Origin of the sequence: Lysinibacillus sp. PWR01 (genome assembly GCF_043359455.1) — a bacterium.
GTDB lineage: Bacteria > Bacillota > Bacilli > Bacillales_A > Planococcaceae > Lysinibacillus > Lysinibacillus fusiformis_F.
This window is the reverse complement of the sequence record NZ_JBHERJ010000062.1, coordinates 1-22,284: the sequence shown is the minus strand read 5'-3', so window position 1 is coordinate 22,284 and position 22,284 is coordinate 1. Positions and strand designations below refer to the sequence as shown.

Here is a 22,284-nt window from a genome sequence, read left to right as displayed (position 1 = left end):
GCCCCGCTTCACAGTTGAAGTGGGGCTTTTCGTAGCTATTATTGTAAGGAATTCGCTTGCATTTGATACATCTTGTCATAGATTCCGCCAAGTGCTAGCAGTTCATCATGCGTGCCGTTTTCTACAATTTTCCCTCGATCAAGCACGAGGATACGATCTGCATTTTTAATCGTAGAAAGTCGGTGGGCAATAATAAACGTTGTTCGCCCTTTTTTAAGGACATCCATCGCATGCTGAATAATTTCTTCCGTTTCCGTATCAATATTCGATGTCGCTTCATCTAATATTAAAATCGCTGGATCGAAAGCAAGTGCACGTGCAAACGAAATCAACTGACGTTGTCCTGATGATAATGTACTGCCCTTCTCAATGACTGGCTCCTCATAGCCATTCGGTAAGTTCGCTAAAACACGTTCTCCCCCGACAGCATTTAAAGAAGCTTCTATTTTCTCTGGGGAGATGCGAGGGTTGTTTAAGCCAACATTGGACGCTATCGTACCCGTAAATAAATAGGGGTCCTGTAGCACAATCCCCATATGTTCACGCATCGTTTGACGAGGAACAGAGGTGATATCAATGCCATCAATGGTAATTTTACCTTTTGACGGGTCGTAGAAGCGGAATAACAAGTTCATAATGGAACTTTTCCCTGAGCCTGTATGACCAACTAAGGCAATTGTTTCACCTTGATGTGCTTCAAATGATAGGTTTTTCAGCACATATTCATTGTCTTTATAAGCAAAGGAAACATCTTCAAAGACCACATTTCCTTTATATCGTGGAATGCTCTTTTCAGAAACAGGCTCTCCATCTGTATCTAGCACCTCGAAGACACGTTTCCCTGCAACGAGAGAACGCTCAAGCTGAGAAAATTGGTTGACGATATTCGTAATTGGGTTAAACAGCTTTGTTAAATAATCGACAAACGCATACAATGTCCCTGCTGAAATCACTTCAGTAGCTGTAAATGACTGTGTACCAAAATAGAAAATAAACACGGTAAACATAATGAGCCTTAACGTATTCACAAGGTTAAAGGAAGTCGCTGAATCAAGCACTAATAGCTTACGTCCATAAGCATAATGCTCATTATTCATATCATCAAATTCCTTCGTCATTTGTTGCTCGCGACGGAATGCCTGAATAATCGTCATGCCCTGAATGGATTCATTAATCATGGCATTAATATCTGCGATTTTTGTACGAATGACATCGTTATATTTGGAGGCGATTTTTCGATACAAAATCATCCACACATAAACAATGGGAATCATTATTAAAGCAAGCATTGCCATTTTCCAATTTAAAATAAAGAGTGCGATATACACCCCGAAAATAGAAATGAAGCTCGTCACAAAATTGGATAATACCTGTACATATAAATTACGAACTGCTTCTGTATCGTTCGTTACACGAGCAACAATTTTACCTGCTGGTAAATTGTCGAAATACTGGATCGGTAAAGTTTGAATATGTTCAAAGACATCCTGACGTAATTTTTGGATTACACGGTTTGCACCGATTTGCAAATAAATATACATAAAATAGCGTAATATAGCCGTTGCAATGGCTAATAATAGATAAACAATGAGCAACCATGTAATCGGTTTGATTTCAATATGACCGATCGTCATGTAATGATCAATAATATGTTTCGCAATAAATGGCCCAACAAGCTCCGTAAATACGGCAATTGTCAGGAAGAATAAGCCTAATAATATCGGCTTTTTAAAATACATCGCATAGCGTATTAAACGTTGACTCGTACTCATGAGGCACCTCCTTCTAGCTGCTGACGGTCAAATTGCTCTTTATACCATCCTTGTTGCGCAAGAAGTTCCTCATGTGTTCCCTGCTCTACAATTTGCCCATCATCCAATACGATGATGACATCCGCATGCTGAATACCAGACAAGCGATGCGTTGTAATAATGGTTGTTTTACCTTGACGTTCACGCTGAATATTTTCAATAATTCGTGCCTCCGTCTTCGCGTCGACAGCTGAAAGGGAATCATCCAGCATTAAAATTTCAGGATCTTTAATTAATGCACGGGCAATGGATACACGTTGTTTTTGACCACCTGAAAGAGAGACACCCTTTTCTCCAACAAGTGTTTCAAGGCCCATTGGTAGATTGCCTAAATCCTTTTCAAAATACGCGGCATGAATCGCCTGCTGTAATTCTGCTTGTGTCGCATCTTCTTTCCCAAATAAAATATTTTCACGAATAGTCCGTGAGAATAGCACATGATCTTGCGGCACATAACCAATCCAGTCGAGAATCTGCTCCTTCGTTTGAGCGGTAATATCGATACCGTCAATGGAAAGCTGTCCCTGTCCGATTGGGTATTCTCGCAATAATTGGCGTAGGAAGGTTGTTTTACCTGCCCCTGTTTTACCAACAATGCCGAGCGTTTGACCTTTTTTCAAGGACAGTGATATTTGCTGTAGATTTTTCACCTGACTCATTGGATATTGGAATGTTAAAGCATCAAAGCCAATCGCATTCGGTGTCGCAATCATTTGCGGATTCGGAATATTTCGAACATCTGCCTCGTAGTTCAATGTTTCCTGTACGCGATCTAGTGAGGCATTCCCCTGCTGCATAACATTGATGAGCTCGCCAATCGCAAATATTGGCCAAACAGCTAAACCTAAATAAACATTAAACGTGACCAATTGTCCAACTGTCATCGCTTCCGTTGCTACTAAATGAGCTCCGTAGCCAAGTGCTACCACATAGCTAATACCTGTTCCGACTTTTGTAATCGGGCCAAATAAAGCATTGATTTTAGCTGTATGAATATTTTTCGCATACACGACTTCACTCATATCCGCAAAATTAGCCTCATCCTTTTTTTCCTGCACATAGGCGCGCACCACTCGCACACCTGCCACAGATTCAAGTACACTATCGTTTAGCTCCCCAAAAGCATCTTGTGCCTTCATATAACGCTCATGAACAATTTTCCCTAAATATTGAATGAGGATCGCCATGATAGGGACTGGTAACATCGCAAAAAATGTGAGCTTCCACGAAATCATATAGCCCATCGCAAAAATGATAAAGCCCATATAAACCGTTGAATCAATCAATGTCATAATGCCAAAACCAGCTGTCATGGATACGGCATTTAAATCATTTGTTGCACGTGCCATGAGATCGCCTGTACGGTTTTTCTCATAAAACGTTGGGGTCATGCGTAAAAAATGCTGCATCAAGTTTCGACGTAAAATTTTCTCAAGGTTGATAGCCCCTTCAAATAGTCGGAATTGCCACACAAAATTTAATAAATAGCCCCCAATAATAATCCCAATAAAAATCAATACATACTTAGTTAAAATAGCTGGTGTCATCGCTCCTGTAGTCAATAGATCAATAATTGAGCCGAGTAAATATGGAGGAACAACCTCTAATCCACTAGCAACCATCAGTAAAACAATAGCAACCGTATATTGCTTCCAGTATTGTTTAAAGAACCAGCCTAATTTACTTAACACATCAAACATACATCATAACCTTCTTTCCTCCGTGCTGTTGTGGGTGGCTACCCACTTTCTAGAAATTCCTTTTTGAAAATCATTCGTCGTACTGTGTTTCGCATATACATACACTCCTTTTTTGTTTCACTACAACCTTTTTTGCACAAAAAAAGACACATACCCTAAAAGAGTAAGTGTCTCTTATAAAAGGCAGGATAATTCCATACCTTTTTCTGCAATTTTAAATAAATGTTAGGCATGGACAATGTATGTAACTGTGATAGAATGTGATACTGATAAAATGAACATTGTCATGCCCTCCTTTAGTTTATTTGTTATAGTGTTCTTGAAGATTATCACACTATAGAAATATTTGTCAACTATCACCCTGTTATTTTTTATCATTTTCAGGAAATAGTTAGCGCTTTAAAGCATTGAAATGCTCTAAGGAATCAAAGGGAGAACATGCTTAAAATTACAGTATTATCTATAACCTTACAATAATTCTATGGCACAAACATTAACCTAAAGACTGAAATCCAAGGCTAGAGATTTTGATACCCAGTAGTAGACAATAGAATATTCTTTTTGCGTCTGTTGCACTCCTTCCATATGCTTATCTCATCATCTTTATTTAGTTAATTATTATTTAGTTATTTATTATTTAGTAGTGTCGGGATTTCCGTTTATGGATTAGCCGTCACCGGGTTTTCCGTCAACGGCTTCACATAAGAGGGACAAAGAATTGTCCTTGTAATAAAAAATATTTCAATTTCCACATATAATATTTCGAAATATTATTTCATGCGCATCTATAACTTTCTATACACTATATACATTTTAACAATCGATTTTGGGACATAACTTGAATTGAAATATTTCTAAAATTTTTGTCTCATGATACACTTTCATTATAGTCATTTTCAGTAAGGGGTTTTTATGTTGAGGTCATTTCTAGCCGTGGGAATTGGTGGAATTCTTGGTGCCATCTGTCGATATAGTCTGAGTCTCGCCGTTCCCAATACAGAAATATTTCCATTCACAACACTGTTTATTAATTTACTGGGCTGCTTTTGCTTAGCATGGCTTTTTACTTCATTTATAAAACGCACACCTATTGTACTAGGAGTAGGTACAGGGTTTTGTGGAGCTTTTACTACCTTTTCGACATTTTCCTTAGAGACACTATTACTCCTAGAAAATAGCGAGTGGCTACAGGCTGTACTCTATGTTACAGTGAGTGTTTTAGGTGGATTAGCTTGCACATGGCTGGGAATACGACTTGCTAGGGGGCGTATTGCATGATTTTAGTCGGAATTGGTGGATTTTTTGGCGCTCTTTCTAGATTTTATTTAGGAAAATTACTTGTACATCCCTATCCATGGGCGACTTTTATTATTAATTGTACAGGCTCCTTTGCGCTTGGTTTCTTATTTGCCCTACATCTTAGTGATTGGTTATGGCAATTAATGGGCATAGGTTTTTTAGGAGCCTACACAACTTTTTCTACTTTTGGATTTGAATGTCTACAGCTTATAGAACAACAAAAATGGAGACAAGCCATTAGCTATATTGCCAGTACCTTGCTAATTGGCGTACTTTGTGCAGCTATTGGTTATCTAGTCGTATAAAAGAGGGTGAACTAGTGACACAGCCGTCAAAAGAGTTATTGGAGGAATTAGAAGTTGAAATAGAGCAAACGCTCTATGCATTGATTGACCTAGAATTAGAGGAAAATTACGCTACCATGAATACACAATTTGCGCAATTACTTGCCAAGGTTCAGACAGCCCAGTTAATTAATTACAAGTTGGATGTTCTCGTTGAACCTCAAGCTTTTGCAACTGAAACTTGTATTCTTTTACAGAGCCTCATAGAAGCAAAGGCGAGACCAAATAAAAGGCATAAACTGTTAACACATCGCATGATTTTGAAAATTTGGTTACGAAAAAATCAACGATTCATGAGGGAATTTCTACCTCAAATGTTTTAGGCGCCACTTGAAATTGCAAGGGCGCCTTTTTTAAATTTGAAGTTTTTGCAACACTTCTTTTATTTTCCCCCTCACCGTCAGATCAAATGGGGTTGTCTGCTGTGAAATATCCATATTAATATAAACGGTTTTTCCTGTTGTCATCATAGGCAGTTGATTGACGGGATATACCTCAAGACTCGTTCCAAGGACAAGTTCAGCTGTTTTAATTTCCTCCATGGAACGGTGCCAGCTTGCTTGTGGTAGGCTTTCTCCAAATAGCACGACATTTGGACGAAGTTTCCCACCGCAATGGGTGCAACTAGGCTTGTTCAAGAAGCTTTCCATACCACCAGCCTGCTGGCAACGTTGACAACGAATAGACCGAATGGAACCATGTAATTCCTCGACGTATTGACTTCCCGCTAATTGGTGAAAGCCATCCACATTTTGAGTAGCGATTAGAGACACTAGACCTCTTTGTTCCCAATCAGCTAATATAAGATGCCCCTCATGGGGAGCCGCCTTTTCTAGGTTTTCGATACGTGTTTTATAAAATTCATGAAATAATGAGTAATGATCTGTTAATGCTTCCGTTGTCGCGACAGTTCTTGGATCCATTTGTTTCCACCAACCAGATGCTGAACGGAAATCAGGAACTCCACTTTCTGTTGACATGCCCGCTCCTGATAGAATCACTGTATTATTTGAGGATAGTAACCACTCACGTAAACGTTCTATTGCCATTTTCCCCCTCCTTTTTTCGTATTAAAACTACCTTCACCTATTTCGACAATCAACCTATTTTTCCTCTGCATTCTTATAGGAATGTTTAAAAGGAGGCTTCCATTTTAATTTATTATTCACAGATAACATGCGAATCACTACTATAAAAATAACAATGACTGACAATTCAAGCGGGCTGTCCCACCCTAACCATATCCAAAGGGCACATACAAATGTTAGGACAGCATGGATTTCTTCTCTCAATGCAAGTGGCGTTCTACCCGCTAACAAATCTCGAACCATGCCTCCGCCAACACCCGTAAACATCGACGCTATAATAATGATGCCGAGGTCGTGATGCAAGCTTTTTGCTAATAATCCCCCTTGAATAGCGAACGAAGCCAGTCCAATCGAATCAAAGAAATAGCCCCAGCGGTTCCAGTGGTGAATCCAATTCCTTTTGACAAATAAAATAGCCGTCAGCGTGACTAAAACGACTAATAAGGATTGCCGCTCCCATATATCTGACACAGGGATATCCAGTACAACGTTGCGGATAATGGAACCACCATAGGAAGTTGTAAGACCAAGCACAAATATGCCAATAAAAGAATATTTGGCCTGTAACGCAACAAATGCTCCACTAATGGCGTAGGCAATAATGCCAATGATATGTAATACTGACCATGTCACATAATCCATCTCCTTTTTAATATACAAAAAAGCCCACCATAAAATAGTTGCGCTTTGATTACGCAAACTATTTTATGGTGGGCTAATATTCTAGCAGTAGTACCTACTAATTTATCCATCTCACCATGTATCATAAAAAATTATATAGAAGCTATGCAATAGTTAAATGACACAACGACCATAAAATTTCCTAGTTAAAATTGTAATTGATTTTTTTGTTAAACTCAATATGAATTTTTGATTATAGCGTTTCATACATGACTTGACCCATTTGAGAGACGTCATAATCTCCTAATGCAGCTACTTCCGATTGGAAATCAGGTGCATTCAAAATCTCTTTTACCGCATCAATTAGTGGTTGATTCTCAGGCGTTTTTAATAACACCATATCATAACGTTCGGTGACAACCGGTATAAAATCTACCTGGATAAGCTTGGCGATTTTTTCAATTCCTATCCCAACATCTGCACGTCCATTTGCGACAGCAGAGGCGACATCGAGGTGGCTCATTTCTTCCTGTGAATAGCCTGCAATCGTGGATGGTGCAATATCGTGAATGCGTAATTGCTCATCTAACAGAGTACGAGCCCCTGAACCTTTCTCACGATTGATAAGTGTGAATGTCTTAGTTTGAAAATCTTCAAATGTGCGAATTTCCAACGGATTCCCCTTTTGAACATAGAAACCTGCTTTACGTGATACGACATTGATAAGGACAAATGCATGGCTCACAAAGATCTTTTTTACATAAGGGGTATTATAATCTCCTGTATCCCCATCAAACATATGTAAGCTCGCAATATCACAGTCTCCATGATACAGTGCCATCACACCATTGAAACTACCTTCATGTGAACGTAATACTTTCGTAGATCGTCGTTTCTCAATATATTTTGCTAAAATATCTAACACTAAATCTTGCCCACTTATAATAATTTTCGCGTGATTTTTAGTTGGAGTAGCTACGGATGCCTGTGGCACAGCTGGCGCACTACCTGTTTTTCGTTTTTGTATATAGGTTTGCAAGTCAGCACGATCTACCCGCATTTGCCGCCCTACACGGAAAACCGGCAAGTCTCCCTTTTTCACTAAATCATAAATCGTTAATTTTGAAACCTTTAATAATTGTGCAACCTCTTCAATCGTATAGGATTGTTCTTGTGACATGTAAAAGTTCTCCTCCTATAAGCCTCTATTTACATGGTAACGTATTTAAAGCTTTATGAACATCTTGAAATTTTTCTACCAATACTATCTTTCTTTTTTACTTATAACTGATTATAATTAGTCATGTCTTGTTATAACTAGTTATAAAAGGAGTATATTCATAGTGAAAAAATTTTATCGTTTATTTGCGACACTGTTAGTATTAGTTGGTCTTTTAGCAGCCTGTGGTAACCAAGAAAAAGAGGTGGCAACAAACGAACCTGTTGAATTAACGATTTCTGCCGCAGCTAGTTTACAGGATGCCTTAGAAGAACTGAAAACAACTTATGAACAGCAACACGATACAATCAACATCCTCTATAACTTTGGTGGTTCAGGTGCATTACAGCAACAAATTTTACAGGGTGCTCCTGCCGATCTTTTCTTTTCAGCAGCAGAAGATAAATTCGATGCTCTTGTAGAGAAAGAAATGATCGATCAAAAGCAAGGAACAGATCTTTTAGCCAATGAATTGGTATTAATCGTTCCTAAAAACAATGAAAAGCAAATTCAATCCTTTGAAGATTTACAACAAGCAGGAAAAATTGCACTCGGTACACCCGAAACGGTTCCTGCTGGGCAGTATGGCGTGGACACATTAAAAAATATGCAACTTTGGGATTCACTTGAATCGAAAGTAGTGTATACAAAAGATGTACGTCAAGTACTTACTTACACAGAAACAGAAAATGTGGATGCTGGAATGGTTTACAAAACAGATGCCCTTGTCTCTGATAAAGTCAATGTCGTTGCAACTGCTGATGATGCTATGCACGCACCAATTATTTATCCTGTAGGTGTTCTAAAAGCTAGTAAGCATGCGCAAGAGGCGGAAAATTTTTATCAATTCTTACAAAGTGATGAAGCTATGGATGTCTTTGAAAAGTATGGGTTTAAAGGGGCTCAATAAAAGATGAGTACCGATTTTTGGTCTCCACTTAGGCTTTCGATTGAAATAGCCTTTGTTGCAGGGATCATCGCTATTATAGCAGGTATTTTAATGGGTAAATGGATGGCAGCTCATCATTTCAAAGGCAAACTAGTGGTAGAAACGGTGTTGCTATTACCCTTAGTACTACCTCCTACAGTAGTCGGTTTCCTGCTCATCGTTATTTTCGGGAAAAATAGTCTGTTAGGAAATTTCATTATCTGGCTATTCGATCAACCTATCATGTTCACATGGTGGGCGGCTGTCATCGCTTCTACGATTGTTGCCTTTCCATTAATGTATCAATCGGCTAAAACTGGCTTTGCCTCTGTCGATCGAGATATTGAAAATGCAGCACGTGTGGATGGGGCGAATGAATGGCAGGTCTTTCTTTATGTGTCCATCCCCCTTGCATTAAAGGCACTTGTATCTGGTGGGATTCTAAGCTTCACACGAGCTTTAGGTGAGTTTGGAGCGACTCTCATGTTTGCGGGGAATATTCCAGGGAAAACACAAACAACACCGCTAGCGATTTATATGGCGATTGATTCGGGAAACATGACTCTTGCCTGGACATGGGTTTTGTGCATGATCGCTATTTCCTTCCTTTTGCTTCTTAGCATTCATATCCTGAAAGTATAAAAGAGGTAGTTGGTTCAAGCCAACTACCTCTTTTTGATCATCCCCCACTGATGGGTGGAATAAAGGCGATTGTGTCGCCAGATTTGACAATCGTGGTATCCGTTGCAAATTCCTCATTAATCGCCGTCATTATCTGTTGTAATGATAGCTGGGGATAGTGCTTTTCCATCCACTCTTTTAATTGCGCAACTGTCACATCTGACAGCTCTACTGTTAGCTTTGACTCACCAACCGCTTCCTGTAGATGGGCAAATAATAAAATGTTAATCACCGTTTTCCTCCTCCTGAATGGCTGGTTTCCCTTGTGGATAGGGAATATTTTCTAATTGATCACCAATCCATTCTGTCCCGTCCCCCCAATGTTCTTTTTTCCAAATCGGCACAATTTGTTTTATGCGATCAATTGCATATTCATTCGCCATATAAGCTATTTTACGATGCGGTGATGACACAGCAATCACTACAGCAATATCAGAAATAGCTAAATGACCAACACGATGGGTGATGGCCACTTTTGCTTCTGGCCACTCTTCTTGTATTTCCTTCGCAATCTGTTCAAACATTTTAATCGCCATCGCAGGATAGGCTTGGTATTCCAAATGCATTGTTTTTTTACCATTCGTCATTTCACGCACGGTGCCGATGAATAATGTAATGGCCCCAGCATTTCGACTAAGGACTTTTTTTCTTACTTCCTCCACATCAATCGGTTGATCGATAATTTCAAATAACGCTGTCGTCATAGTTTTCCCCTCATTTCTGTCAACAAAAATTCCATATATTGTGTTTCTTCATGAATCGAAAAAGCTGGGATTGTTAAGGATGGATCGAGTAGATAGCTTGGCCAATAAACCACACAGAGGATATTGGCTACTTGCTGTAGCAGCACTTGATCCTGAGCAGTGCGCAGCAACACAACCTTCGGATAATGTTCATTTTTATACCCTTCAATCAGTATGATATCCAGTGGAAGGGACTCATAGATTGTTAGTATATCAGCCAACTGCCAGCTATCTTGGTGAATACTCATACGTAAAGTACCTGCCCCCTCCACTGCTGTGACAACCGCACCTGCCAGCTCATGACGACTACTATCCTTCGAGGTTTCGATCATCGGCACACCACCATGTCCGTGATGCTTAATGGTTCCTACTCGTAGCCCTTCCATTGTAGCCTGCTTGATCAATTGCTCCATCAATGTCGTTTTCCCACTATTTTGATAGCCAACTATCTGTAAGATTTTTCGATGTTGTCCCAAGGCCATTCACTTCCCTGCAAATCTTCTAGCAAAAGGACATCCACTTGCATACCCTTTTCATAGCCTCTAGAGCCACCTGGTAAAACAATGAACGCATTGGCTGTCGCTAAAGATGAAACTGCACTCGATTTATCAAAGCCAGATGGGCTAGTGACGAGCTGCCCTTTTTCATAATAGATACTAGCTCGTACAAAGCGTGTAAAGGGATTAGGCTTTGTAAAATCCGCCCCTAAAATAGCTTGCTCTCTGCGTAAATGTGGTTGTTTATTCCCATATGCAGTGCGAATAATCGGGCGTACAAATAGCTCAAAGCCAACATAGCAGGCTGAGGGATTACCAGAAAGTCCAAATAATAATTTGTCATTGCGAGCCGCAACCGTTGTCACACTACCTGGACGCATCGCTACTTTATTGAACAATACCTTTGCATCAATCGCTTCGTAAATGGCTGGTAAATAATCATAATCACCTACGGAAACGCCTCCTGTTGTAATTAAAATATCTACTTCCTGTAAGGCTTTTTCGACGTTTTCAATACATAATGTAAGATCATCGCTAAACTTGCCGAAATATTTTACTTCTGCTCCAGCACGCTCAATCTGAGCCATCATCATATAGGCATTACTATTTCGAATTTTGCCTGGCTGTAAAGATTCACCTGGCTCTAGTAATTCGCTACCAGTGGCAATCACACCAATAACCGTTTTACGAAAAACGGGTACTTGCTCATAGCCAAAAGTAGCAAGTAAGGCCATCACACCCGGGTTAATATATTGGCCTTGTTCAATGAGGACTGCGCCTTGCTGCACATCTTCCCCTTTATAGGAAATATTAGTACCTGCTTCAAAAGACCGTTTAATCGACATATACTTCTGATTATTTTCTTCAAATGTATGGGTTAATTCTAGCATGACCACTGCATCACACCCTTGTGGTATCGGTGCTCCCGTCATAATACGGACAGCTTGATGATCCCCAACTACTTCGTCATAGACATAGCCTGCCCCAATTTCTCCAACAACTTGAAAACGGACGGGATGCTGTGAAGAGGCTTCTTGACTATCAATGGAACGAATGGCATAGCCATCATACGGCGAACGATCAAAGGCTGGTACATCATGATCAGCTTTAACAGCTTCTGCGATAAATCGCCCATGAGCTTGTGTTAATGACACATGCTCCTTTTGTGCTTGAAAGGCGTAGTCCATTACACGATGAACAGCTTCTGCCACAGGAATTGGTTGTCTTTTTTCTAACATTTGGCACACTCCTTTATCCTAATAAACGATAATAAATGCTTTTAGCTTTTTGTATATCTTGTATACCATGTATTACTACTCGCCCATCTTGGAAAATAACGATTCGGTAATCTTCAGCTTGGTAAGATAGCAAATAAGGATTGACCTGAATTTCACCATAGGAACGAAGCTGGTTTGCCAGTTGGTCGAACGAATAGTGAATGGGCTTTGGTGGTCGAATTTGGACCGCGTCACGGCCACAAAGTATCTGTAATTTAGTTTGATTTTCATAGGACAGGTAAGGATATGTCGGCTTATCGCCACAAGATGGACAATCAGCCTGCCTTATTTTCTCTACATTGATTTCATAGTGTTGATTTTGCCAAACATCAAACGTTAAGTAGCTTTTTCGTAAGGCTTTCTCATCCCCAACAAGCAATTTTAAAACCTCTGCCACTTGATAAGCAGCTACGATTTGGACCGTTGGGCTAATAATTCCTACCGTATCACAAGTCATCCCAGTATGGGGCATCACGTTTAATAAGCAATGCAAACAAGGTGTTTTGCCTGGCACAATCGTATAGGTCGCGCCATAACTTCCAACACAAGAGCCATATACCCAAGGAATACGATACTTTTGTGCAAGGTCATTCATGACAAAGCGAACATCAAAATTATCGGTCGCATCGACCATCACATCTACACCTTCTAGCAATGGTAGCAAGGACTCGGTACAAGCATCCATAATGCCGACATGGATTTCTACCTCTGTGTTAATTTGTTGAAGGCGCTTTTTAGCTGCGATGACTTTGGGCATTTTTTCTTGTGCATCTAGCTCTGTATATAATTGCTGTCTTTGTAAGTTGCTCCACTCTACATAATCACGATCAATGAGGGTCAGCCTACCAATACCAGCACGCACAAGTGCTTCTGCGCTAGCACTCCCCAATGCACCCGCGCCTATCATAAGGACGTGTTTTTGTTGGAGGGACTGTTGCCCTGTTTGTCCAATAGGGTGAAATAATTGTTGTCTAGAATATCTATTTTGCATAAGTATGAGGCCTTTCTTTCTATGAATTTTCGTTTGACCTTTTCATTTATAGCATTATAATAAAAGCAATGTTTTTTAGCAAAACGCATTTGAAGGAGGTCCTACCTGTGCATCCCACACATCAACAGCAACCAATCCAAGTTGCTATTTTAACGATCAGTGACACACGCACAAAGACAGATGATCATGCTGGTCAACGTATTCAGTCCTTACTTCAAGAAGCTGCATTTGAAGTAGTGGACTACCAACTAACAAAGGATGAACCACTGGATATCGCTCGTCATGTTACAAATTGGTGCAGTGATCCAACAATTAATACCATTATCGTCACTGGTGGAACAGGATTTACACCAAGAGATCAAACCTATGACACCATTCTGCCTCTGTTTGAAAAAGAAATGATGGGGTTTGGTGAATTATTTCGAACGCTCAGCTATGAAGAAATTGGCCCAAGAGCGATGTTTAGTCGTGCCACTGCTGGGAGTCTTCAGCAAACAGCCATTTATGTTTTACCAGGTTCCACTAATGCGGTGACTTTAGCTATGACGAAGCTTATAGTGCCTACTGTTCAACATTTTGTCGGTGAGTTACATCGCTTATGAAAATTGCTGGTATTGTGTTAGCTGGCGGTCAATCCTCTCGCTATGGTCAGCCAAAAATGTTTGAGACATTTGCTGGGCAGCCTTTATATAAGCATAGTCTCATAGCCCTGCAAAAAAATCAGCTAGATCCTCTTATTATTGCTACAAATGCGCACTTACAACATCAGTTTGGACAGGAAAATGTCCAATGGGTCATTGAAAAGCAGCCACATCAAGGCCCTCTTTTTGCCTTGCATCATATCATGATAGCCTATCCTGATGTGGAATGGTTTTTTGTCGTAGCGAGCGATATGCCTTATATGAATGCAAAATTTATCCAAAAAATGCTAGGGCTGATTAATGACAGTTATGATGCCATTGTTCCGACGCAAGCGCTACGCGATCAGCCATTAGCTGCATTATATCGACGTACTGCTTTACCAAAGGCGACACAATTAACGGCACAAAACAAACGGAGTATGAAAGTGCTTTTAGAGCAACTTCGTGTCTGTTATGTTCCTTTTGATGACGATAACTCAACATTTATCAATATCAATGCACAACAAGACTGGTCACAAACAAGTAAAAAGGAGTCTAACAATGAATAATTTTACACACTGGAACGAAGAAGGTCGTCCTAAAATGGTCGATATCTCGGCAAAAGAAATCACAACACGTACAGCCATTGCTCGCAGTACGATTATATTATCCGATGCGGTCTATGAAGCCATCCAACAAGGTGGCATTAAAAAAGGTGATCCGACGCAAGTTGCGCAAATTGCAGGGATTATGGGTGCTAAAAAAACGGCTGATATCATTCCCATGTGCCATCCCATCATGCTACAGGGCACAGACTTCCAGTTTGACTATGAAAAAGCAGAAAATGGCTATGAGCTCCATATTCAAGCCACTGTTAAATGTAGTGGAAAAACGGGTGTTGAAATGGAAGCCCTCACTGCTGTGTCGATCGCTGCACTAACTTTTTATGATATGTGTAAAGCCGTTGATAAGACGATGGTCATTAAAGAAACCTATCTTGTTGAAAAAACTGGTGGGAAAAGTGGCACTTTTGTGCATAAATAAACAGAAAAAATTCGGCATTATTGTGCCGATTTTTTTCTGTTTTTTTCACGTTACCCCCCAATGTGAGACATTTCAATTTTTGACGTTTTCCTTTTTGCCATGGTTTGTTCATTACGTTCATCTGAATAACGATCATTTCTTGTTTCCCAAACATTCGTAATACACTTGATGATAGCTGCATCATCTTGCCCTGAACGTAATAGTTCTCTTAAATCCGTGCCTTCTGTCGCAAATAAACAAGTGTATAATGATCCTTCTGCAGAGAGACGAGCACGTGAGCAATTGGAGCAGAAAGAATCCGTCACAGACGAGATTACACCAATCTCACCTTGGGCATCTTGATATTGATAACGTGTTGCCACTTCTCCCTTATAATTGGGGGCTACTGGCTGTAACGGTGAAATCTGATGGATTTGCTCAATAATATCTTTTTTGGACACCACATCATCCAAGCGCCAGCCGTTTGAATTCCCTACATCCATATATTCTATAAAGCGTAGAATATGTTGTTTTTCTTTGAAAAATTGTGCCATTGTAACAATATCTTGTTCATTTTTCCCTTTTTGAACAACCATATTAATTTTTACTTGTAAGCCCGCTTCTGCAGCCTTTTCAATTCCCTCTAACACAGGCAATACCTTGCCTCGATGACCATTCATCTCAAAAAAACGCTCATCATCAAGTGAGTCTAGACTAACCGAAACTCGCGCTAAGCCTGCTTGTGCCAATGGCTGTGCATATTTTTTTAATAACGAACCATTGGTTGTTAAAGCAATATCTTCTACACCCTCTATGCGGTGAATACGGGCAATTAATTCGGGCAAATCACGACGTAACAATGGTTCTCCGCCTGTAATCCGTATTTTTTTCACGCCCAATGAAACAAAGATTTTTACTAATCGTTCAATTTCATCAAAACTTAATATTTTATCAGATGGTAAAAATGCGTAATCTGGACCAAATACTTCTGCTGGCATACAATAGCGACAACGGAAATTACAACGATCTGTCACGGATATTCTTAAATCTCTTAACGGTCTGTGTAATTGGTCTTGTAGATTCGTCATTTAATCTCCTTCTTTCAATTCATTAGCTGGTAATAGGATGCGTTGTGGATGTGTATAAATATTCAATGCGTGTTGTCGAATAAAGCCAACCGTCGTAATACCCAGCTGCTCCGCTAATTGCAATGCTAATTCGGTTGGTGCTGATTTAGATAGTACAATGGCACAGCCTATTTTGGAAACCTTTAGTAAAATTTCCGACGATATTCGTCCGCTAAAGACGATGATTTTATCTTCCATACGGATATTGTTACGTAGGCAATAGCCGTAAATTTTATCTAAAGCATTATGACGACCAATGTCCATGCGACTTAAGACAATGCCATTCACATCACATAGTGCAGCATTATGCACGCCACCCGTTTTCTTAAAAATGTCGGCATCATGCTGCATCTCGTGCATTAAACGGAAGCAATCTTCGGTCGTTATTTGGACATGGACTTCATCCATTTTTTTGGCTACTAATGCATCATTCGTAAACACAAACCCTTGTCGACTCATCCCACAGCAAGAGGTAATATAGCGCTTGTTTTGCGTCTGTTGGTAATAAGGATTGACATGCTTTGTTTTAATATGCACAAAACCTTCTTTCTCCTGGTGCCAAATTTCTTCAATATCCTCAAAGCTACGAATGACTCGTTCAGATGCTAAGTAGCCGATAACCATATCTTCCACATACTCTGGTGTACATACCATTGTGACAAATTCTTGCTGATTTATTTTTACGGTCACCGCGTATTCTGAGACGATTAAATCATCCATTTCTTTCACCTGTTGTCCTTCAACACGCACAATTTTTCTTGTTATTGCTCGATCCATAAGGCATCCCCTTTATTCACTGATATTCTTTTCAAAAACAAAGACGGAAATCGCAAAATCCTCTTCAATTTTAATATCTGAAAATAAGTGAAGTAATTTGCTGCCCATCAATTCTTCCATACCCTCTGGTGGCGATTGTGTATATAAATCTTGAATCATACTCGTCCTTGCAGCATGCACCATTTTCAGTCCTTCAGGTGTACTGGCAATAAATTTTTCTGTCGGTGTAATATTCCCGTATAAAGTAGAGACAGCCATATTCTCGACAAAAACGGTATGAATACGTTCAGGACCTTTACCAAACACTTCCTTGCGTAACTTTCGAATCATGTCATTAAATTCATGTATTTTTTTAGACATAGCAACGATTCTCCCATCGTAATTAAACTTTTTTTAGGCAAATGGTTATGTGGGCCACCCTTACAGTTTGTTAATGATATAGCAACTTTTAAAAAAATAAAAGAGAAAATACTTCTTGATAATAATTCTCATTTAATAAATTTTATGATAAATATTGTTCATTTTGAAGGAAAGGGCTATAATATTCATATCACAAATGGAATTGATTTATTTTGATCCCTATGTCACGATGTTGCATAGTGTTTTTAATAGTTGAATTCTATTGTTATTAAAAAATAAAAGTAGATTGAGTTTTTAGCAAGGCCTGCTAAGAATTTTATCCACCATGAATTATTAGCATGTCTAGAACATGTAATTTCATGGTGGATTTTTTTATTTTTTTTGAATAGCCGAGACATGGATAACTTGTTATGATCTAGCAATTTGCCTATTTTGAGGTAGCTTCAAGAACAATTGGGAATTACAATGATAACAAGACAATCTTTTCAAAAATAACCAACTCGATTTGTTATTCCCTTTTTGTCTTAAGCTGCAACATGTTGTCCGATTAGTCTCAAAGTGCAAAAGGAGGAAGTTATCTTGACTCAAATTAATATTAATGACGTATCGTATGATGTAAAAGAGGGAGCTACAATCCTTGATACCATTAATCAACATGACATTCCACATCCACAGATTTGTCATGTGCCCGCTGTTGACCCAATCGAGACATGTGATACATGTATCGTGGAGGTGAATGGCCAATTAGTTCGTTCCTGCTCCACAAAGGCAATAGACGGCATGAATGTATTACTAACTTCTGACAAAGCGAAAGCAGCACAAACAGAAGCGATGGACCGTCTACTCGAAAATCATTTACTGTACTGTACAGTTTGTGATAACAACAACGGGAATTGTACATTACACAACACGGCCGAATTAATGGAAATCGAGCATCAAAAATATCCATACCAACCAAAAGTGGAACCTCATGAAGTGGACATGTCACATCCATTTTATCGTTATGATCCTAACCAATGTATTGCTTGTGGTCAGTGCGTAGAGGTTTGTCAAAATCTACAGGTGAATGAAACATTATCCCTTGATTGGGAAGCAGAAAGACCACGTATTATTTGGGATACGGGCGTTGCCATCAATGATTCTTCCTGTGTAAGTTGTGGACAATGTGTAACCGTTTGCCCATGTAATGCCTTAATGGAAAAATCCATGCTTGGAGAGGCTGGATTTATGACTGGTCTGAAACAGGATATGTTAGATCCGATGATCAGTTTAATTAAGGAAGTTGAACCGGGCTATAGCGGTATTTTTGCCGTTTCCGAAGTGGAAGCAGCTATGCGTAGTAAACGCACTAAAAAAACAAAAACAGTTTGTACTTTCTGTGGTGTAGGCTGCTCGTTCGAAGTATGGACAAAGGGCCGAAAAATTTTAAAAGTACAGCCTTCTGAAGGTCCAGTAAATGCGATTTCTACTTGTGTCAAAGGGAAATTCGGCTGGGATTTTGTCAATTCTGAGGAACGTATTACAAAACCACTCATTCGTAAAAATGATGAGTTTGTTGAATCATCGTGGGATGAAGCATTGGATTTAATTGCAACAAAACTAGGCGGAATTCAACAACAATATGGTCCAGGTTCTGTTGGCTTTATCTCCTCTTCTAAAATTACAAATGAAGAGAATTACTTAATTCAAAAAATGGCACGTCAGTTATTTGGAACAAACGATGTCGATAATTGTTCTCGTTATTGTCAATCCCCTGCTACTGACGGTTTATTACGTACAGTAGGTTTAGGCGGTGACGCTGGTACGATCAAAGATATCGCCAAGGCTGGGCTTGTCATTATTGTTGGGGCTAACCCAGCTGAGGGACACCCTGTTTTAGCAACACGTGTGAAACGTGCGCATAAATTACATGGTCAGAAATTAATTGTTGCCGATATTCGTAAGCATGAAATGGCTGAGCGTTCCGACATCTTTATGCGTCCAAAGCAAGGTACTGACCAAGTTTGGTTAATGGCTGTTACCAAATATATCATTGATCAAGGTTGGCATGATGAAGCGTTTATTCAAGAAAACGTCCTTCATTATGAAGATTTTAAACAAGTACTTGCAACCTATACACTTGATTATGCGCAAGAAATGACGGGTATTAGTAAAGAAACATTGATCGAAGTGGCTGAAATGATTCGTGATGCAGATGGGACATGTGTGCTTTGGGGCATGGGTGTAACACAAAATACTGGTGGCTCCTATACATCCGCGGCGATTTCAAATTTACTTTTAGCAACGGGGAACTATCGTCGTCCAGGTGCTGGTGCCTACCCACTTCGCGGCCATAACAATGTGCAAGGTGCCTGCGATATGGGGACACTTCCAAATCTACTGCCAGGTTATCAAAGAGTCACTGATGACGAGGCACGTGCAAAATTCGAAAAAGCCTATGGTGTCCCTATTCAACCACAGCCTGGTCGAAATAATATGCAAATGTTAGATGCGATTATGGAAGGGAAAATGAAAGCAATGTATTTAGTGGGTGAAGATATGGCACTTGTTGACTGTAATGCTAACCATGTAGATGAGGTGCTTTCACAGCTTGACTTTTTCGTTGTCCAAGATTGTTTCCTATCACGCACAGCACAATATGCAGATGTGATTTTACCTGCTGCGCCTTCGCTTGAAAAAGAAGGTACATTCACGAATACAGAACGCCGCGTTCAACGCCTGTATCAAGTATTACCAACACTTGGTGAGTCGAAAGCAGATTGGGAAATCTTGCAAGCGGTTGCTCGTCGTTTAGGAGCAGATTGGCATTATGATCACCCAAGTGACATTTTTGATGAAATGGCCAGCCTGTCTCCCCTCTTCTCACAAGCCAACTATGAGGTTCTAGAGGGCTGGGGAAGCTTCTGTTGGGGTAGCCATGATGGTAAGGATACGCCCTTATTATATGAAGATGGCTTTAACTTCCCTGACAAAAAAGCTCGTTTTGCTTTAAATGATTGGGTGCAACCTGTTGAGTTTGAAGCACAATACGATTGTCATATTAATAATGGCCGTATGCTTGAACACTTCCATGAAGGAAATCTAACTAATAAATCGAAAGGTATTCAATCGAAAGTACCTGAAATTTTCGTTGAAGTATCACCAGAATTGGCGAAAGAACGAGGCATTGCAGATGGAGCCCTACTTCGTTTAGTGTCTCCATATGGTGCCTTGAAGCTAAATGCTCTTGTTACAGATCGCGTACAAGGAAACGAATTATTCTTACCAATGAACTCTGTTAGCAAAGATTCTGCCATTAACTTCCTAACAGGTCCTGCAGCAGACGTAAATACATCAACACCAGCTTATAAACAAACAAAAGTACGAGTAGAGGTGCTAAAAGCAAAAGGAAAATCACCACTTCCTCGCACGAACCCACGCTATAAAAAGCGTCATCCTCAAAATGGTGTTGAGGTACAACGAAAATGGAATCGTCCTGGCTACGTTCACTTAACAACCATTAACGAAAGAGAGTGAGAGCATGGCTGTACCCATTACAGGCATTAAAAAACAACAATTAACGGAAGAACAACTAAAGGAACAAAAATTAGACAATCTAAAAAAACTACTTTCTGATAATGAAGAAACGGTCAATCAAGTGTTTAGTATTATGGCTGAATTAAATGATATCGGTGCACTAGAAGCAGCAATGAAGCTACTTGAAGCCAAAGAAGAAGTCGCCCATGTTGCACTTGGTCAATTAACACGTAAGCCTGTAACCAATATTATTAACAATTTAATGGGTGTTGCAGGTGCATTGACGGAGCTCAATCCTGAAACAACGACTAAGCTGATCGAAGGCTTAAATACAGGCGTAGATGAAGCAAGCAAAGCACTTGAATCGAATGAAAAAGTAAGTGCCTTTAAGCTGATGAAAATGTTAAATGATCCAGATGTCAATCGCGCGCTCAATTTTGGGGTCCATTTCTTAAAGGGACTTGGCAAAGGCTTAAAAGAATAAGGTGGTTCCTATATGTTAACAAAAGAACATGTTGTAAACGCATTGAAACAAGTGAATGATCCTGAGCTCCATCAAAGTATCGTAGATTTGAATATGGTGCGTAACATCCAAATACATGACAACCGTATAGCGCTGGATATTATTTTGACCATTCCAGGATGTCCGTTAAAGGCAAAAATACAGCAAGATGTGGAGGAGGCATTACAAGCGCTTGGTGCTTCCACTGTTACCATTAGCTTTGGCGCTATGACAGATCAGGAGCGACGCACATTAACTGCCTCTCTACAAGCAAAAAATGTAACTGAACAAGGAATGCCGAACATGCTACTGCTTAATTCTGGCGTTCAATTCATTGCCATCACAAGTGGTAAAGGCGGTGTTGGAAAGTCTACTGTAACAATCAATTTAGCGGTTGCTCTTGCTCGTCTTGGTAAACGTGTAGGTATTTTAGATGCCGATATCTATGGTTTCAGTATCCCTGCCATGATGAAGATTGACCAAAAGCCTACCATGCTTGATCAAACGGCGATTCCAGTAGAACGTCACGGCGTAAAAATGATGTCGATGGGCTTTTTTACAAATGACAACCAGCCTGTTATGTGGCGTGGTCCTATGCTCAATAAGTGGATTCGCAATTTCCTTGTCAACACACTATGGGGAGATTTAGATTATCTCCTCATCGATTTACCACCTGGTACAGGAGATGTAGCGATTGATATGGCTGCGATGATTCCACAAGCTCAAGAAATCATCGTGACAACACCGCATCTTGCCGCTTCTCATGTTGCTTCTCGTGCAGGCTTGATGGCTCAACATACAAAACACACGATTCTTGGTGTTGTTGAAAACATGGCCTATTTTGAAGGAGCAGATGGTCAAAAAAACTATCTATTTGGACAAGGTGGAGCAGAACAGTTAGCAGATTTATTGCAGACACATGTGATAGCTCAGATTCCTTTCGCTCAACCTGAGGAAAATACAGGTTCCTCGGTCTATGATGAAGAGTCGATAATCGGTGAAGTGTTTACTCATTTAGCAGAAGATCTGCTTTATAAATAATATGAAGCCCTTGATTTGTGTAAAAACAAATCAAGGGCTTCATGTTGTTGAAAAAAGATGATGTCAACGGCAGAAAAAGCAACTTTGCAAGGTGAGGGGTTGATTTCCGTTCCGCCAGC

General features: G+C 39.8%; 24 protein-coding genes. 11 read left to right on the top strand and 13 right to left on the bottom strand.

Translation table 11 applies throughout. From position 1 onward, the window contains the following. Positions 1-38: 38 nt before the first annotated feature. The gene (locus ACEVFT_RS12455; RefSeq protein ID WP_393950095.1) at positions 39-1,772 is read right to left on the bottom strand and encodes an ABC transporter ATP-binding protein; all 1,734 of its coding nucleotides are present in this window, start codon (positions 1,770-1,772) and stop codon (positions 39-41) included. Further along, positions 1,769-3,511 (bottom strand): ABC transporter ATP-binding protein, encoded by a 1,743-nt coding sequence (locus ACEVFT_RS12450; protein WP_205444002.1) that lies wholly within the window; start codon positions 3,509-3,511, stop codon positions 1,769-1,771. Before ACEVFT_RS12450 ends, ACEVFT_RS12455 begins: the two co-directional genes overlap by 4 nt. A gap of 915 nt (positions 3,512-4,426) precedes the next feature. Between ACEVFT_RS12450 and crcB (ACEVFT_RS12445) the strand changes: the two genes are divergently transcribed. From crcB (ACEVFT_RS12445) to ACEVFT_RS12435, 3 genes are read left to right on the top strand one after another with little or no spacing between them, the layout of a single operon-like run. Continuing rightward, positions 4,427-4,789 carry a fluoride efflux transporter CrcB gene (gene crcB, locus ACEVFT_RS12445; protein WP_257960802.1) on the top strand — a complete coding sequence of 121 codons (363 nt, stop codon included), beginning with the start codon at positions 4,427-4,429 and terminating at the stop codon, positions 4,787-4,789. Further along, positions 4,786-5,115: a fluoride efflux transporter CrcB gene (crcB, locus tag ACEVFT_RS12440; RefSeq protein ID WP_054550415.1), complete on the top strand. Its 330-nt coding sequence runs from the start codon at positions 4,786-4,788 to the stop codon at positions 5,113-5,115. Before crcB (ACEVFT_RS12445) ends, crcB (ACEVFT_RS12440) begins: the two co-directional genes overlap by 4 nt. Before the next feature lie 14 nt (positions 5,116-5,129). Beyond that, entirely contained in the window at positions 5,130-5,477 is a 348-nt protein-coding gene (locus ACEVFT_RS12435) for a hypothetical protein (protein ID WP_048392463.1), read from the top strand. A 30-nt stretch (positions 5,478-5,507) separates the two neighbouring features. Here the strand turns inward: ACEVFT_RS12435 and ACEVFT_RS12430 are convergent, their stop codons facing one another. The 3 genes from ACEVFT_RS12430 to ACEVFT_RS12420 form a co-directional block, all read right to left on the bottom strand. Continuing rightward, positions 5,508-6,203 (bottom strand): SIR2 family NAD-dependent protein deacylase, encoded by a 696-nt coding sequence (locus ACEVFT_RS12430; RefSeq protein ID WP_205444005.1) that lies wholly within the window; start codon positions 6,201-6,203, stop codon positions 5,508-5,510. Between the two features lie 54 nt (positions 6,204-6,257). Continuing rightward, positions 6,258-6,884 (bottom strand): trimeric intracellular cation channel family protein, encoded by a 627-nt coding sequence (locus tag ACEVFT_RS12425; RefSeq protein ID WP_393950097.1) that lies wholly within the window; start codon positions 6,882-6,884, stop codon positions 6,258-6,260. A gap of 232 nt (positions 6,885-7,116) precedes the next feature. Then, a complete protein-coding gene (locus ACEVFT_RS12420; protein ID WP_393950092.1) occupies positions 7,117-8,043 on the bottom strand; it encodes a substrate-binding domain-containing protein in 927 nt (308 codons plus the stop codon). A gap of 163 nt (positions 8,044-8,206) precedes the next feature. Here ACEVFT_RS12420 and modA point away from each other — a divergent pair, with 163 nt between their 5' ends. Both modA and modB read left to right on the top strand, forming a co-directional pair. Next, on the top strand, positions 8,207-8,992 hold the full coding sequence (modA, locus tag ACEVFT_RS12415) for a molybdate ABC transporter substrate-binding protein (RefSeq protein ID WP_393950090.1): 786 nt from the start codon (positions 8,207-8,209) through the stop codon (positions 8,990-8,992). 3 nt (positions 8,993-8,995) lie between these two features. Continuing rightward, on the top strand, positions 8,996-9,652 hold the full coding sequence (gene modB / locus ACEVFT_RS12410) for a molybdate ABC transporter permease subunit (protein WP_205444011.1): 657 nt from the start codon (positions 8,996-8,998) through the stop codon (positions 9,650-9,652). Positions 9,653-9,689: 37 nt separating this feature from the next. Here the strand turns inward: modB and moaD are convergent, their stop codons facing one another. From moaD to ACEVFT_RS12385, 5 genes are read right to left on the bottom strand one after another with little or no spacing between them, the layout of a single operon-like run. Beyond that, positions 9,690-9,923, bottom strand: coding sequence for a molybdopterin converting factor subunit 1 (gene moaD, locus ACEVFT_RS12405; protein ID WP_205444013.1), 234 nt, complete (start codon positions 9,921-9,923; stop codon positions 9,690-9,692). Continuing rightward, positions 9,916-10,395: a molybdenum cofactor biosynthesis protein MoaE gene (locus ACEVFT_RS12400; RefSeq protein ID WP_393950087.1), complete on the bottom strand. Its 480-nt coding sequence runs from the start codon at positions 10,393-10,395 to the stop codon at positions 9,916-9,918. Before ACEVFT_RS12400 ends, moaD begins: the two co-directional genes overlap by 8 nt. Further along, on the bottom strand, positions 10,392-10,916 hold the full coding sequence (gene mobB / locus ACEVFT_RS12395; protein WP_205444016.1) for a molybdopterin-guanine dinucleotide biosynthesis protein B: 525 nt from the start codon (positions 10,914-10,916) through the stop codon (positions 10,392-10,394). The genes ACEVFT_RS12400 and mobB overlap by 4 nt, the downstream gene beginning before the upstream one ends. Next, complete coding sequence (locus ACEVFT_RS12390) at positions 10,880-12,169, bottom strand: molybdopterin molybdotransferase MoeA (RefSeq protein WP_205444018.1); 1,290 nt, start codon at positions 12,167-12,169, stop codon at positions 10,880-10,882. Before ACEVFT_RS12390 ends, mobB begins: the two co-directional genes overlap by 37 nt. A 13-nt stretch (positions 12,170-12,182) precedes the next feature. Next, on the bottom strand, positions 12,183-13,199 hold the full coding sequence (locus tag ACEVFT_RS12385; protein ID WP_205444019.1) for a thiazole biosynthesis adenylyltransferase ThiF: 1,017 nt from the start codon (positions 13,197-13,199) through the stop codon (positions 12,183-12,185). A gap of 107 nt (positions 13,200-13,306) precedes the next feature. Here ACEVFT_RS12385 and ACEVFT_RS12380 point away from each other — a divergent pair, with 107 nt between their 5' ends. The 3 genes from ACEVFT_RS12380 to moaC are packed head-to-tail and all read left to right on the top strand — an operon-like array spanning position 13,307 to position 14,863. Then, positions 13,307-13,801 carry a MogA/MoaB family molybdenum cofactor biosynthesis protein gene (locus ACEVFT_RS12380; RefSeq protein WP_205444021.1) on the top strand — a complete coding sequence of 165 codons (495 nt, stop codon included), beginning with the start codon at positions 13,307-13,309 and terminating at the stop codon, positions 13,799-13,801. After that, on the top strand, positions 13,798-14,388 hold the full coding sequence (gene mobA, locus ACEVFT_RS12375; RefSeq protein ID WP_205444022.1) for a molybdenum cofactor guanylyltransferase: 591 nt from the start codon (positions 13,798-13,800) through the stop codon (positions 14,386-14,388). The genes ACEVFT_RS12380 and mobA overlap by 4 nt, the downstream gene beginning before the upstream one ends. Next, positions 14,381-14,863 carry a cyclic pyranopterin monophosphate synthase MoaC gene (moaC, locus tag ACEVFT_RS12370; protein ID WP_036120641.1) on the top strand — a complete coding sequence of 161 codons (483 nt, stop codon included), beginning with the start codon at positions 14,381-14,383 and terminating at the stop codon, positions 14,861-14,863. The genes mobA and moaC overlap by 8 nt, the downstream gene beginning before the upstream one ends. Before the next feature lie 50 nt (positions 14,864-14,913). Here moaC and moaA read toward each other — a convergent pair whose 3' ends face one another. Genes moaA through ACEVFT_RS12355 form a run of 3 tightly spaced genes read right to left on the bottom strand, consistent with a single transcriptional unit; the run spans position 14,914 to position 17,106 of the window. Continuing rightward, positions 14,914-15,930, bottom strand: a complete 1,017-nt coding sequence (moaA, locus tag ACEVFT_RS12365) for a GTP 3',8-cyclase MoaA (protein WP_205444023.1) — start codon at positions 15,928-15,930, stop codon at positions 14,914-14,916. Then, the gene (fdhD, locus tag ACEVFT_RS12360) at positions 15,931-16,746 is read right to left on the bottom strand and encodes a formate dehydrogenase accessory sulfurtransferase FdhD (protein ID WP_393950083.1); all 816 of its coding nucleotides are present in this window, start codon (positions 16,744-16,746) and stop codon (positions 15,931-15,933) included. It lies immediately after the preceding gene. A gap of 12 nt (positions 16,747-16,758) precedes the next feature. After that, positions 16,759-17,106, bottom strand: coding sequence for a Na-translocating system protein MpsC family protein (locus tag ACEVFT_RS12355; RefSeq protein WP_036120650.1), 348 nt, complete (start codon positions 17,104-17,106; stop codon positions 16,759-16,761). A 579-nt stretch (positions 17,107-17,685) separates the two neighbouring features. Between ACEVFT_RS12355 and fdhF the strand changes: the two genes are divergently transcribed. The 3 genes from fdhF to ACEVFT_RS12340 are packed head-to-tail and all read left to right on the top strand — an operon-like array spanning position 17,686 to position 22,165. Next, the gene (gene fdhF / locus ACEVFT_RS12350; RefSeq protein ID WP_393950081.1) at positions 17,686-20,622 is read left to right on the top strand and encodes a formate dehydrogenase subunit alpha; all 2,937 of its coding nucleotides are present in this window, start codon (positions 17,686-17,688) and stop codon (positions 20,620-20,622) included. Positions 20,623-20,626: 4 nt separating this feature from the next. Beyond that, positions 20,627-21,106 carry a helical membrane plugin domain-containing protein gene (locus ACEVFT_RS12345; protein WP_393950079.1) on the top strand — a complete coding sequence of 160 codons (480 nt, stop codon included), beginning with the start codon at positions 20,627-20,629 and terminating at the stop codon, positions 21,104-21,106. Between the two features lie 12 nt (positions 21,107-21,118). Continuing rightward, on the top strand, positions 21,119-22,165 hold the full coding sequence (locus tag ACEVFT_RS12340; protein ID WP_393950077.1) for an Mrp/NBP35 family ATP-binding protein: 1,047 nt from the start codon (positions 21,119-21,121) through the stop codon (positions 22,163-22,165). The last annotated feature ends 119 nt before the right edge of the window (positions 22,166-22,284 follow it).